Below are 14,190 nucleotides of genomic sequence, written 5' to 3' on the forward strand. Positions count from 1 at the left end.
TTGCACGTCAGGCCCCGCAACTGCGCCTAACGGCTAAGCAACCAGACCCCGGCGCAGATCAATCCGGCCAGCAGCGTACCTCCGAACAAGGCGTACTCCAGCTTGGTGCGATTCAGCGAGTCGATTACCTGCTCGATGTAGACCTCGATGTCAGCCGCTCGGCGGCGCATCTCCAGACCTTCGATAATGTCCTGCACCCGCGCATCGAGCAGCGGCGAGACGCACAGATAGACCGAAGCGTAACTGGCGAGAATGATAAGAAGGTACTTCACGGTTGGCTTCCTTGCCCAAAATGTAATGCGGGCGCATGTGCGGTCGACAGACGCGGTGGAAACGATACAGGTCGAAGCGAACAATCGCCATGGTGGGAGCGCTCCCCTCCATTGCGTCTGCCGATCACGTCACAGCCCACTGTCACAAATGCTTTTTCGCCTCCTTGTCGAGGTGTTTGTCGGCCTTGTGCCGCTCATCATCGTCATGCTTGACGCCTTTATCGACCTCAGCGGCGTCATGTTTGACGCCCTTGTCGATTTCCTTGGCATCGTGCTCGACACCTTTGTCGAGTTCACGATTGTCGTGACGAATGCCCTTGTCCAGTTCATCTTCAGCCTGCGTGGCAGGCGCCACGGCACAGATCAGCAGCAAAGCGGTAGCGATTGAAGGAACCCACTTACCCATGGCAACACTCCTGTTTGAACGGCTGGAGCCACTGACTCCATCGACCCTAACGGTAGTAGAGGCACACAAACCGCGCCAGAGTGCGCCAGACAGATGACCGCCCACACACCGGGCTATCGAATCCTGTAAAACGTACGAACCAAAAACAACGAAACACGCCCATGACCGTCTTCTACCTCAAGCTGCTCATCACCCCGCTGCTCATGCTCTCGATCTCCATTGCGGCCAAACGCTGGGGCACCCACGTCGGTGGCTTGCTCTCGGGTCTTCCGGTGACTTCGGCCGTGGTGATGTTGTTTCTGAGCCTTGAACAAGGCCCTGGATTCGTAGCAATGGCGGTACCGGGCGCGCTGGCGGGCGTTGCGGCGATCCAGGCGACCTACCTGTTCTACCTCACCGTGACCCGGCGGCTTTCGGCATTCCTCGGCTGCGTGGCAGCGCTGGCCTTCTACGTGGTCGCCGCCTTGCTCATGAACTGGCTGGGCTCACTCCCGGCGTCCATCGCAGTCACGCTGTGCCTCATCATCGTACTGATCATGGCCACCTCAACGACCGGCGAGCGCCCGGCAAAACCGGTTCCGCTGCCCAGCTGGATCATCCCGATGCGGATGCTCACCGCCACCCTGCTGCTCCTGCTGATCACCGCCGGCGCACAGTGGCTGGGCCCCGTCGTCAGTGGCTACCTGGCGCCCATCCCCATCATCGCGTGGCCGCTGGCCGTGTTCGCCCACGTCCAGGGCGGACGTCAGGAGCTCGCCGCGATCGTGCGCGGCAACGCCATTGGCGCCGTCGGCGTGATCGGCTTCTACCTGAGCCTGCAGGGGATGGTGATGCAACTGGGCATACTGCCCGCCGTGGCGACGGGCGTGGTCCTGGCCGTAGTAATCACGGCCGTCGTCGCGCGACTGGCCAACCTGCGCCGGAAAGCGGCCTAAGCCATATCAGAGGTGTGCACGAAACATAACTTGTTGCCCTCGGGATCCCGACAATAGGCCCCGAAATAGTCCTGCGCATACTGCGGCCGCAAACCCGGCGCCCCCTCGTCCGCGCCGCCGTTATCCAACGCCGCCTGCCACGCGTCCCGCACCTGCTGCTGCGACTGCCCCGCAAAACTCACCTGCATGCCGTTGCCCCACGTGGCCGGTAGGCCGTTGAACGGAAGCTGGACGTAGACCTGAGGCCAGGGCCTGCCCGGCCGCTGCCAACCGGCGCCGGCTGGACCGCCGTCGTTTTCCTCGGGGATGCGGATGAGGCCCAGGGTTTGGAGGACGTGGTCGTAGAAGGCGAGCATTTTTGGGAGATCGCGGGCGCCGATTTGGATGTGGCTGAACATGGGGGCTCCTAGGCATGTCGTGTGGGCTATGCGTGAGAGGAACCGAACCGGACAGATTTATGTCCCTGCCCCCGATTCGCTACTGCGCCATGATTGCCTGATATCTCTTTTGATACTCGTCGTAAGGCAAGTTCTGCTGCATCAGCAAATCGATCTGCCGTTCGCGGTATTCAGAGGCTGATAAGGGCGCAGGTGCGGTACTGGGCACGGCTTGGTAGGGTGCTGTCGCCTGTCGCGCACGGACAGCAACAGGAGCTTGGCTTGGGCCAAGGTAATTGAGTGGCGCAGACACGCTGCCGAGGTTGCCAAGGCATTGGTATTTCTTCGATACACGCCATGCGGAGCAATCGCCATAGCCGCGTCTGAGCGTGCATTCCTGGTTCGTTCCGCCAAAAGGCTCTGCGTCGACATAACCCCATAATGAACACTTGGAGCGGGCAATGGCATACGCCTGCTGCTGATCGACCACCGGGGTTTCGAAGCTACCGAATTCATACGCAACGTCAATGACGCCATCTGCGCGACTTCCGCCTGTGGCCTGGAAGTCCTTGTGCGTTGCGCAACCGGCAAGGGTCGCCAAAAACACGAAAGCCGCTGTTCGGCGGCTGAGGGTTAGGAGAGGCATGTGATATCCGTATTCTGAGTTTTTGAGCAGCGGTGCTACATCAGGCTTGCTGGGTCTGAAAATCTGAAGCTGACACAGGTGATTTCAGATGGTGCCGGAGATAGGAATCGTATCGACACGAAAGACGCTGAATTCAATCGATATTTTTCTTCAGGGTATAACTCATTATCTCTAAAATCATCCTCAGCCTATTTCCAGGTGGCGAATCATCGTGAAAAAGCCCTGACTTGCGGCAGACTAGTCTGGAAGGAATTCAAAGTGCTCCGTCGAGCCACCACCCACCTTCAGCACGAGGGCGGTCATCATAGTTGTCATTGCCGAGCTTATGCACTGCGCTGACAATCGAACACGGTAAGTCCTAGGACGAATGACTCGATGGCTTCGATAGTCTGGGTCCGCTCGCCGTGCAGTAGCCTTGCAGCGGCATTCGCAATCGAGAGTTCGCCTTGAAGAGCGGCATCCACGAGTTGCAGGCCAGCCCCCTTGATGTCGTCCGTGAGTGCCAAGTTGCTCCAAGCCTCCCTCGCTTCGTCGAGAGTCTCGAAGATCGCCCGATAGATGCTTTCCTCCTCGGGCATCCTGGTTCCCTTACTGCTCCAATACGCATCAATGCCTTGGAGCTCTGCCAACGGGTTGGTGAGCCGAGTAAATACGTTTAGCGAATCCAGCGGAGCTGCCTGGAGTCCTGCGGCGGCGCACCAGGGTTGCGCCAGTTCATTTGATAGGACCGGGAACATACTGTCGAAGCCAGATGTAGCGAGATTCGTCAATCCGAGCTTGCCCATGACCGGCAGGACGCAAATCTTGCGCCCGTCATCAACAAGAGCGCGCCAGGCTGCCCAGCCACTCTCTAGGTCCAAGCCTGTTCCATCGGTGTTCACAGGCAAGGTGACCAGCACATCCGCAGGCGGCCACACCCCGGGAATAGTAGCCTCATGAAGCAGATAAACGCCGATGCCAGGGCTTATTGCGGTCAACTCGGCCCTCAGCCTACCTTCCAAGTTATTGAACTCGGCCTCGCGATATCGGCGCGCGGCAAGTGCCGCCTTGCCAAGCGCACTTCCCTTTGGGGCCGTCTGGCAGCGGTGGGTGAGGAACGGGTGCAGCCCTCTTTTCTCAGACTCACCGGCCATCGTCTGAAACATTTCCACGAGGCGTCGTAGCTGATCCAACTCTTTCGGAGCCTCGATTGACAACACATCCCATGACTCCTCGGACGCCGCAATCGTGATGCTTTTCTGGAGGTCTGCAAGCCACCCCATGTAGGCCGGAGCACCCTGCGGCAGCGCAAGAAACCTCCGGACGAGGTCCGTGGAGCAACTGGACAGGATCGATGGCAGCCTCGACCAGCTCTGAACCTCAGCTGTTGGCTGCTGCTCCTGTGGCGCCACCAAGCTGATAGCAGCATCGTATACGCGCCCCAAAATGTTGAGTGCCGTTGTGTCAGTCTTTCCTCTGAATTGCCCGTCAAGCAGGGCTCTGAGGTTCGGGACGAGCATATTGAGCAGATCCAGGCATTGCGCTAGATATGCGGTGTAACTCTTAACAGCCAATTCCGCGTTGAGAATGGCCAGCCACGCACGATTGCGGGCAACCTGTTCGGGCGCGGGAACGTTCGCCCTGGGCATGCGTTTGCAAGCAAGCGGGTAATCTCCAATTGTGGACGGGACGATGCTCCCATCACCTCCGAGCGCGTTGCTGGAGACAATATCTGCTGCAGGTGTCAGCGCCAGCAAGGTTTCACAAGTCTGATACACCTCGTGATTAAGGTCGGTTTGCACGGAGGTTGCTACGTACCAGAAGTCTGAGCGAACCTCTTTACCTTCCTCGCATAGGCTCAGACGCGGCGCTTCAGCCCATGCCACATGGTCGCAGAAGCGCTGGAACAACACCTCTTGCCCTACTGCATCGACCCAACTGATCGCCAGCGCCCTGTCGACCCTTGCTGTGACTCTTAGTAGCGAAACTATGGCTTGAAAGTCCGCGTCGACAAGCGGTGGGGAAAGTGTGGCCAGCTCCCTCAAGTGCGAAGCTGGGATGACTTGGCCGAGTAGCGAAGCCATGACCCGGGTCAAGTCCCCCATGCTGCTCCCCGCCTGGAGCGTGCGGCGCAGATCGCTTGGAGCTAACCGAACCAAAAAGCGAGCGGTCAAACCTGAAGCGATGACCTCAGTTCTGATTTCAGTAAAGCGTCGAGATGCCGAGACTATCTGACCGATATCTGGTGGCTCGACGTCGCCGATCGCAAGTCCAGCAGGCGTTCCCAGCAACGACTTCGCCATCGCTAGTGCTTCGGCGGTCTGGAGCCATCGTCCGATCACCCGATGCGCGTTCGTGTGATCCAGCCCTGTCAGAATCGCGCTGAGGAGCGTCGTTGTCGGTGCTGCCTCCAATCTAAGTGCCAGGCCTTCAATTACCTCGTCATCGTATCCCCCGTGCCTAGAGAGCGTGCGCTCAAGGAACCGAGACATCTCGGATGCCGACACCAGCCAAACTGCAGTTGCGACCGTAGTCGACAACAAGGGCGGCGCGAACTCGTGGGACAGACGAAGTAGCTCTGCAGATCTCAACTCATGCAGCCCCACTATCCTGCCGTCATGTGTGTCTTGAACTAGGTGCTCATCCTTGAGTCTGGTCAACGCTAGCGAGACCGTAGTTGCTGGTTTGGACAAGACGCGAGGCAATTCTGACACATCGGCACTGCAACCCGCAGCGTTCACACAAGCCACCATCCTCAGGACATCCAACTCGTCGTGTCGAGTGACGTCGTTCATCCGCGCAGCAATCTGCGCGTGCAGCGTCTCACTCAATCGATGCCCCTGGGTAAGCACGTGGGTGTACTCAAGTAGATGGCCAGCCGCCAGCGCCCAAGGTTCTCGCCATCCTTGCCAAGCGGTTTGCCCTCTATCCCTCAACTCTCGCCACACTCGTTCAGCAAGAGTGTCGTCACCCTGAACCTTGACCTGGGCAGCGCGACGGTTATCTACCAGCGGATAACGATCCTCCTCTCGTACAGATGCCAAAAGCAGCAGCCCAGGAGTGCGATTTACCTCCGCAGTCAACGCGGTCCAACCCTCCCAGAACCCTCGGCCCACGTCATCGATGATGAAGCCGACGGGCGCATCAGCAGTCGCTCGTCTGGAGCGTGCAAGCTGGACAAGTGACGCAACTGCTGTCGGCGGCATACGATGAACCTGAAACCAACGCACTGCGTGGCGACTGGCATACGCGGCTTCCCAAAGAACTGCTGACTTTCCTGAGCCGGAAGCACCGTGAATGAGCGCGTTTCTGCGGCTTTCCAATCCTTGGAGAACGGCTGCACGGAGTTCAGGGCGTTCCACAACAAGTCCCGCCGCTACATGTGATGCCTGCGCATCGACACCCAGGTAGAACTGCGGATCCTCATCAGGAGTCAGGAAGTCCACAGCTGAACACAAGCCCTCAGTTAGCGCTGCCTCGACTAGTGCTGAGGTCAAAAGCGGCTGTAGCGCATCGAACCGGTGCTGAACATCAGATACTGCAAGCCCAAGATAGGCGTTCTCCGGCCGAGTACCATTTACATCAGAAAGATGCCCCACCACGCCCAAGAGGTCCGCGAAGTACATTTCGGCTTCGAAGGGGGTGCAGGCCTGCCTAGCCGAAATCTGGGCTAATGCGCTTCCGCGAGGGTCAGGCAGCACGAGCACCTTGGTTCGCGCAATGAGGCCAGCCAGCCCCTTGCGTCCCTTCAACTGGGCTACGACGGTCGGATAGGCGGAAAGATCCTGCAACTGGCGGATGGCAGTGCGACGTTCGCCAATGTTACTTTCGAGCACCAGCAGAAATTGGTCGCCAGGAAGCCCTTCTCCTTCCCACATTTTCGTGACGAAGCCTGCCACTGAACGAGCTGAAAACGGCCCCATGTGGTCGCGTCGTGACTTGACCTGCGCGAGCGTTCTAGCGCTGGCCGTCCGGACCTCAAGATCGTCACCCCCTTCAGGGACGACACTGCCGTAACCAAGCTGGCCGACGAAGTTTTCCACAGCAAGGCTTGCCGCAACCGCATCCTGATAGCGGAACCCACGTCCCGCATGAGAGCCAGCTCTTGTCGCCAAACCAAACCTCCCTTTCCGATGGCCAAAAACAATTCGTCGGGCATTCGCTCCAAGCGGCGACTAGAGGAGGATATCTCGTGAAGACATTACTCCCGGAAGTGCAAGTTATGGAACAGGGGGCGCTAAGAATATGATGTAGTATAGCTCTTCACCCAGCGGTATTCACACTGTGATTCGGCTCCGTCTACCCATATCTAGCATCGAACGGCAGTTTACAGGCGTTCAACATTCGGCACGTCAGGCAACGGTTGTCCTAACTCCCGCCATCTTGCTGACTTTCGGCTAAGAGCGCACCAGATCAAGCACAAAAACAATCACACGTCCCTCACGTACTGATTTGCTTCCAGTAATGAGCATCTCCCGCAACTCATTCGCTGCTTGAGGTGGCTCCGTACCTCGCCCTGGTTTTTTAAGGCACTTGTTCGGCAGATTCTGATCGCCAAACCAGAGGACGAGATAGATGCCACGACCCTCTGCTCGCCAGTCTCGGGTGTAGAGTGCATCAAGCTGCATGTCTGCACCTCTCCAGAGTTCCGCGTGCCACTGCCCCTTCACTTCGATCGGTATCCTAAGTGCACGCGCTGAACAGGCAATATCGACTTCCTTGTCTGCAGCGACATGCGCCTCAGGATCAAACGTGATCTCTTTCGATCCTTGGCGAAGCAGCCCAATAAGATGATCACGACAGCGTTCCTCCGCGAAGGGCGTACCGTTGTCATCATAGAAGCCACGCCATGATTCGGCATCGTCGCTCTTGACCTTCGCTTGGGCGATCGAAAGCTCCTCGAGCACCAACGCCTGCAGATCAGCGGCGGATACAGGAAGAAGATTACGTGTAATCGAATTGATGGTTTCAAGCGCGGGAGGAGCATAAGATGATTCGACACGGATGTGCGCTTGCTCTGCGACAACAATCTTAATCAACTCGGTGTAACCGTCGGTAGGCGCGCTCCTCTAGCGCATCAACGCAGCGATTGCATCTTCGCTGGTGTCATTGCCCAGACGACGGATTAGATGGATCAGATGATTACTCGCATCCCAGGGATTAGTATTGCCCCCGGTAGTCACGCTTGGACGACTAACCATTGACCAATGCGGGCGAAATGTAGTGATGATCCATTCAAGCTGCGCTGGCTCCAGAGCAACATAGGAACCATCGTCAGAATGTCCACCTGTGGAATCACGCAAATGCCAGAGCAACTCTGGTTCAATCTGGGAAACACTCAGCCGCGCAGCCGTCTGCTCAAAATCGACGACAAGGCCAATCGTATCCCAGTTGCGCCTACGCTCATCGTCAGTCAGCTTTACGCGACCAACGGCAACGCGGCGTAATACCTCGAATCGTCCCGAGCGGATAAGCCGATAGATCAACTCTGCTTCCGGTCCGATCGGAAGATCTGGGAAGCGCTTTAGCCATTCGGCAGCAAGCTCAGCAGCAAGTTCTGCATGACGTTCATCTCGCACAAGTGCATAGAGGCCGTCTACTGATTCACAGCGCGCTTGAAGCTGAGGTTCATGGTAGAGCCGCATTGCGTCCCCCCAACCGTCGCGAGCCTGGATAGCGGCCTCGATCGCCTCTCTGAGACCGATAATCCCTGCGTGGTCGTCGATGCAAGTTCGGCGCAGTACAAACAGTCCCGCCATCAGGCGCTCATCAGAAAGATCATCGAACCCTACGCCCTTCCGAAAGCGCTCGGCGAGCGCAGCAACGATAATGTAGCCAGCTTCGTAGTACTGACCTTGTGCAACGCTTTCCGCAATCTCGTGCGCTGTGGGCGTGGCTGGTTCAAGCACCATAAATGCTTCGAACCCCACATGCGCAACATCCCCGATATCGTCGCCAAGCCATTGAGCAACGCGCTCGTGGGCAGGCACATCGTCTCCGATATCATTAAACAGACTGAGATAGGCTTTGGCCGGATCGATGATTGTTCCGAAGTCGCCTACACCCATTTGATCGATACAAGTCGCATAGCTCTTTCGGTGCTGGGCGTGCGCGGCAGCTTGCTTTTCTTAGCGGATACGTTCGCTTTCAACTTGCTCGATCTTCCATTCGGGTATAACCGGCTTGGCAAGCCTTTCGATCCAGTTCAATAGGTCAGGGCAGTGTGCAGCGAATGGCCTTGCGGCTGCACGAACCTCGGCACCTATTTCATCGTCGTGCGGAGTGAGCAAACCATTCAAGCAGATACGACTTTCCCATGCCCGCTTCACCGAGAATGAGCAATGGTTCGGTCCGTTTTCGCAACTCGCCCTGAGGCAGTTTGGTTCGGCCATTTTCGGTTTCACACCATAGCGTCCGCTCAATCATCTCGTGCACCAACAAATCTTCGCATTTACTCACGTCTTACCGAAGCCTCACTTGGAACCTGCCTAGCTAGCCAGATACTATCCTGATGAAATCTAAAATTCTCCACTGAGCAGCCTGAGTATCGCGCACGACCACCCTTAGCTCATAGCTGCCGGCGCAGCATTGCGGGTACCTCCGAAGGCGCTTGCCACCTGGGTTTCGCATGGCGTGCCCTTTCTCATTGTCCGCTACCGTCGACTGAGTTAAACGTACGTCGGCGCTGATAGACTGTTTCTTTTACCTGGCAATAGGCTGGAGTGAGATGGATATCAAAGAGTTATGCGTCGCTCATAACTTTGATATGAGCAAGTGTGAAATCGCGTTGGGCGGTGGCAGTTTTGGAATGGCTGACTTGAAGACTTCACCGGCCGAGTTCCTATCATTGGCGGAGGACGATTTTGAACGGGGCGGCTTAGCGGCTCTTGTCAACGCAACGACCAATGCGAAACGTGCCGTTGTCAGCCAGCTCGATCAGTTGTTGATCTCTTTTGGCTACCAGCCACTTAGATGGAACGTGCCCAAAAAAATCGAACGTGTCAGGGCGCTCGGGCTAATGGCACCAAGCTTGTTGCGCAAAGTCGTCGACATGAGAAATATTCTTGAGCATGAGTACGCAACGCCTGAGCTCGAAAAAGTTGAAGAAGCATTAGATATCGCGAGTCTCTTTGTGATGTCCGCTACGGCTATGTTTATTCCGTTTGACGACGTCTTGGAGTTTTCACATCCTGACTCAACTGTGATGGCTGGGACCGTCACACATATCACTGCGGGATTGAACCGTAAGTCTGGCAGGGTTTTCTACATAGTCTACGCGTACGAGCCTGGTGAGTATGCCAGGCGTTGTATTGGTCAATGTGAGATCGAATCAGGGCATGTCTTGTTCGAAGCGATGGTAAAACTTTCTGCATCGCTGATGCTTCGATACAAGGTAAACCAGGCGATCAGTGATTTTGAGTCCGCCTTTGCGTAACAATGAGTGCTCTTTAGCTCAGGGGCGGAGCTGCGAGAGACAGCTATCGACCCATAACTGTCCTTCGTGTGGGTCGCTCACGGCCAAAAGTTGTCTTTAGTTGAGTGCAGCTTTGCCCCATAGCTGCCAGCAACGACAGCAGTTAAAGTGGTCAGAAGCGGTCATTCAACGGGCTAAATAGGCCTAATTAGTGTGACCGAGCTAGATCAGCAAAAGCTTTTTCAATATTTGCTGGATTTCAGCAGGGCTTTCGTCAAATCCGTATTTACCGGCATTCTCTTTGGATGAGTTAAACCCCAAGGAAAAACCATTATATTGAAAGTAGTTAGTGTCAATTTTTCGCCTACTTGGTTTGTCTTTTTCCAGCATTTCCAAAAGCGCTTTTAAGTGTGAACGCGTCAACCAGAATTCTTGAGGTAAATCGGTATTGCAGTCGCATGTCAGTTGCAAGAGTAACCTAGTCGTAAAATCTCCTGAGCAGGGCGGATACTGATGTGACGGCCTAATTTTCCTATACATTCAGATTGCACACCGAGCATGAGCGTGCGCAACATTTTCTTACTATTATAGTGATCATCGAATCGAATGGTAACCAGCTCCCTTAACTTTCGCCTTCAGATTTCTACCGCCCGAGGCTAAGCCCTCTAAAAGCCGAACTCTTAAGCAAACCTAACAGACCGTTCCTAGCCGATTCCTCCATTCCGAAGCGGTCAGCCTCAATAATTTATTGGGCTAAATTGCAGCCTAAACAAATTAAGACCCTTAAGCACTGGATTAAGATCAACCATCACATGTTGTAGATAGAATCGTGTTGTCGCTTTTAATAGTCTTGATGAACACGGTGCAATTTATGCCTGCCACTTTGTATGACAAGCGCTCTCCTGCGCGCCCCTCAAACGGCTGCCCCCCAAAAGTTCCTTTTACTCGAGATCGAGGGTAAATAAGCTCAACGGCAAGCGCTGCCACTCCTGGGATAACATCTTCGCTCTGCCCTTCACTCAGTTCAATAGTAATGGGCTGCTTCGCAGCACCCTGAAGTTGAGACTTCAGTTTTAGATATTTTTTGTTAACCTCAGAAAGCTCAACAGCCGTTGCGCTCAACTTTTCATCAAGAATATTGTTTTCCTGCTGCAATTCAGCAACGCGCTTTTCAAGCAACTGCTGATCAGCGCGACTTTTTAATGTGGTATTAATTTCAGAACTAACATTCTTCAGATTTTTTATTGTTTCTGGAAGATCCCAACTACTGGCCTCTCGCATGGCCGCGATTTGCTTGTCTCTCTCAGAGATATTATCGAGCTGTATAGTCCAAGCCGCCCCTCCAGCTGCCACGGCTGTAGCTAACACTAACGCACCCCAAGAAGCCACATCTGAACCCGCACTACCCGCTGCCATAGTTTTCTCCCGTTGACGAGGAAATGAAAGCTACCCAAATGTATGCACGCTGTCCATCAGTGTAAAAAAGCCTACCGAACCCTACATTTTTACCGGATTGGCTCACAACCTAGCAGGCGCCTCCCTGAGCAGATCAATACGAGTTTTTACTTTAAGCAAGCACAGACGAACACAGAAGTAGGCGGTTTTGTTCGGTGCAGACAGCAAGGTCACCGCGCCCAACCGCGTTACGCAGATACGCCGCATAGTCGGCCAACAACTTCCGATCAACCTACCGCGCATCATTGCTTCCGGGCCCCTGTTCGGAACGGCACCAATTCACGAATGCCTGCCACCGATCACAGTGCGCTTTGACCGTGCCGTAATGACGGCCGCCGAATATGCCTTTCAGTGCGTGAGGTACTGAGTAGCTCAAATGCCTCCCGTAATCGAAATTACGACCATCGCGTCTACCCACCAATGCCATGTCAGTCACCTCATCTACCGTTCTCCGATCCTCGCCCCACGTCATCCCGCCAAGAATGTTGAGTGTTATTAGGGATCAAGGCCCCTGCGACCTGTGGGGATGTCCTCTAACGCGGGACTGGCGGCTCCTTACGTCCAGGAGCAAGGGCATCTCATGATCTGGCCTCCTGAGCACCGTTACCGGTGGGCGGGTGGAGGCAGCACTGGCTGACGAGACCAGCGCCTGAAGATCCTGAGCCAGGTGCAAGCAGCAATGCGATGACTGGGGCATGCTTGACTGTCAGTCAGGTGCAGACCATTCCTTGGTCTGCGGCACCATCATCTACAGCGCTGTTGCTGGTGACATCGGCGTTTGTCACGCCGATTGTCACGAGGGGGAATGCCGCAAAGCCATGTGCGATCAGGGCTGCAGCAGTGTTAGAAGTGCCCGTCTCTTCCACAGAAAGAGACGGGCACAGGTTGGCGCAGGATTGAGCCAAGCGGATAGGTTGCTGCAGGACAGTGAGGTACGGTGTGTCTGGCGCACGAGGACCATATGTGTGAGAGCATCCATCACATGGGTAGTGACCGTGCGAGCTGCCGGATGCGAATCGCCCTTGGGGAGAACCATCGCCAGAGCGGCGTGACCTTTAAGGTTCGGGTCACCTGGGGTGCTGTCAACGACAGCCTTCGCACTGTCTTTTCTACGCCCGCAATCCGAGATGGTCAAGCGACTGGCCCGTACGATTTTGCGGTTGAAAATGGCATTGAGCGTGTACGGAATCCCGTGGTTTCCAGTGGCCGATTTGGTGCTTTTTATTTTTTAGGTGAGGTCCATCCAAACAAGGCGGCTTTGCAGCCCTGTTTGGATGGACCCGTATGGAAAGCAGATCACCGAAACTTCAAAGCCGTGCGCTCACTCGACTGCGCCACGCCTTGCTCTTAGGCTAGAAACGTTTGCCCCGGTCTGACTCGTGAACTCATGCGGCGAGGTATGCTCCTGCCGGTTCGCTTCGAGGTAACGGCTCCACCAACTCATGATCATTCGCCGTTCCTCCAGGAACTCGGCCTTGTGGATATACGCCGCCCGAACGTTGTTGCGCTCCCTGTGGCTCATCTGCCGCTCGATAGCGGTCTCTGACCACAGCCCGGATTCGACCAAGGCATAGCACGCCATGGGCCGGAAGCCATGCCCGCAGATTTCGGTCTTGATGTCGTAGCCCATGTTCCGCAAAGCGCTGTTGACCGTGTTCTCGGGACATAGGCTTCCACGAGCGGGCGTCACTGATGAATACTAGATCGAAGTACCCCGTGATCACATGAATCTGTTCGAGCAACACCACCGCTTGCGGTGACAGAAGCACCAGATGGATGTCGCCCGCCATCTTCGTTCCTCTGGTCGAATACGGTACGCCGTCCAACGCGGGCCGCGTATCAGGTATCTCCCAGATACCGCGCTTCAAGTCGAACTCACTCCAGCGTGCGAAGCGTAATTCGCTGGACCGGACAAACACATGCACAGACAGCATGACGGTCAGCCGAGTGAGCGTGCGTCCCTTGTAGTGCTCGATGCGGTCCATCAACTCAGGCAGACGTGACAGTGGGAGTACAGGCCGATGCGTAACCCGTGGCGCGCTGATGAAGCCCTCAAGGTCTTACACAGGGTTCACCGTGATGAGCCGTAACCGCTTCGCCTCACGCATGATGCTCTGAAGGTAGTTTTGTACCCTTACGGCCACATCGATCGTGCCGCGCTTCTTGATCGCCTCAAGCGGCTGCATGAGGTCGAAGGTATCCAGATCAACAATGGCGCGTGCGCCTAGCAGGGGGAATACGTGAGCCTTCAGACGACTCAGCACGGTCCTGGAATGGCCAGGCGCCCACTTCACGGACATTTCCTTATGTCATTCTAAAGCAACACGCTCGAACGTTTGGCCCCTGACAACCGCCTTGGCCTTGGCCTGCTACTTGGACGCAGTCGGATCTATGCCCTCAGCCAGCATCCGCTTAGTCTCCAGACGCTTCTGCCGAGCATCTGCGAGACCAATGACGGGATAATTGCCAAACGAGGTCAGCCCCTCTCGCCCATCCGGTTTCACATACCGGAAGCGCCAGCCTTTGCGGCCATTGGGGTAAACGAGGAGGTAAAGACCGTCATCGTCAAAAAGCTTGTAGGGACGGTCAGTAGGCTTGGCCGAGCGGCAGGCGGTGTCGGTCAGGGGAGTAGTGGTACAAGCCATAAGGGTAAACCCCTTTATCGAATCGACTTTATCCCAAACGTTACCCCTAAATCGGCTGGCA

The 14,190-nt window shown here is 55.8% G+C and carries 11 protein-coding genes and 2 pseudogenes; 2 read left to right on the plus strand and 11 right to left on the minus strand.

The features are described 5' to 3' along the window. Nucleotides 1–26: 26 nt before the first annotated feature. A complete protein-coding gene (locus QMX89_RS17140; RefSeq protein ID WP_056844110.1) occupies nt 27–272 on the minus strand; it encodes a hypothetical protein in 246 nt (81 codons plus the stop codon). 142 nt (nt 273–414) lie between these two features. Next, nucleotides 415–678: a hypothetical protein gene (locus tag QMX89_RS17145; RefSeq protein WP_122742568.1), complete on the minus strand. Its 264-nt coding sequence runs from the start codon at nt 676–678 to the stop codon at nt 415–417. A gap of 161 nt (nt 679–839) precedes the next feature. On the opposite strand from QMX89_RS17145, the gene QMX89_RS17150 reads away from it, so the two are divergent. Further along, nucleotides 840–1,613, plus strand: coding sequence for a hypothetical protein (locus tag QMX89_RS17150; protein WP_282349123.1), 774 nt, complete (start codon nt 840–842; stop codon nt 1,611–1,613). Here QMX89_RS17150 and QMX89_RS17155 read toward each other — a convergent pair. From QMX89_RS17155 to QMX89_RS17175, 5 genes are all read right to left on the minus strand, one after another. Next, nucleotides 1,610–2,011 (minus strand): VOC family protein, encoded by a 402-nt coding sequence (locus tag QMX89_RS17155; RefSeq protein ID WP_282349124.1) that lies wholly within the window; start codon nt 2,009–2,011, stop codon nt 1,610–1,612. The genes QMX89_RS17150 and QMX89_RS17155 overlap by 4 nt on opposite strands. Nucleotides 2,012–2,090: 79 nt before the next feature. Beyond that, nucleotides 2,091–2,636, minus strand: coding sequence for a YecR family lipoprotein (gene yecR, locus QMX89_RS17160; RefSeq protein ID WP_282349125.1), 546 nt, complete (start codon nt 2,634–2,636; stop codon nt 2,091–2,093). Between the two features lie 323 nt (nt 2,637–2,959). Then, nucleotides 2,960–6,730, minus strand: coding sequence for a hypothetical protein (locus tag QMX89_RS17165; RefSeq protein WP_282349126.1), 3,771 nt, complete (start codon nt 6,728–6,730; stop codon nt 2,960–2,962). Nucleotides 6,731–7,012: 282 nt separating this feature from the next. Further along, entirely contained in the window at nt 7,013–7,654 is a 642-nt protein-coding gene (locus QMX89_RS17170; RefSeq protein WP_282349127.1) for a hypothetical protein, read from the minus strand. Nucleotides 7,655–7,684: 30 nt separating this feature from the next. Then, the gene (locus QMX89_RS17175) at nt 7,685–8,683 is read right to left on the minus strand and encodes a hypothetical protein (protein ID WP_282349128.1); all 999 of its coding nucleotides are present in this window, start codon (nt 8,681–8,683) and stop codon (nt 7,685–7,687) included. 659 nt (nt 8,684–9,342) lie between these two features. Here QMX89_RS17175 and QMX89_RS17180 point away from each other — a divergent pair. Continuing rightward, entirely contained in the window at nt 9,343–10,050 is a 708-nt protein-coding gene (locus QMX89_RS17180; RefSeq protein WP_282349129.1) for a hypothetical protein, read from the plus strand. A 201-nt stretch (nt 10,051–10,251) separates the two neighbouring features. On the opposite strand, the gene QMX89_RS17185 is transcribed toward QMX89_RS17180, so the two are convergent. The 4 genes and pseudogenes from QMX89_RS17185 to QMX89_RS17200 form a co-directional block, all read right to left on the minus strand. Continuing rightward, nucleotides 10,252–10,452, minus strand: coding sequence for a hypothetical protein (locus tag QMX89_RS17185; protein WP_282349130.1), 201 nt, complete (start codon nt 10,450–10,452; stop codon nt 10,252–10,254). Nucleotides 10,453–10,830: 378 nt separating this feature from the next. After that, nucleotides 10,831–11,445, minus strand: coding sequence for a hypothetical protein (locus tag QMX89_RS17190; protein WP_282349131.1), 615 nt, complete (start codon nt 11,443–11,445; stop codon nt 10,831–10,833). A gap of 178 nt (nt 11,446–11,623) precedes the next feature. Next, nucleotides 11,624–11,911: pseudogene (locus tag QMX89_RS17195) on the minus strand (integrase); the annotation flags it as partial. 894 nt (nt 11,912–12,805) lie between these two features. Beyond that, nucleotides 12,806–14,129 (minus strand): annotated as a pseudogene (locus QMX89_RS17200) (integrase arm-type DNA-binding domain-containing protein). Nucleotides 14,130–14,190 lie beyond the last annotated feature (61 nt).

The sequence above is a fragment of the Pseudomonas sp. PS01301 genome, assembly GCF_029960215.1.
GTDB lineage: Bacteria > Pseudomonadota > Gammaproteobacteria > Pseudomonadales > Pseudomonadaceae > Aquipseudomonas > Aquipseudomonas coleopterorum.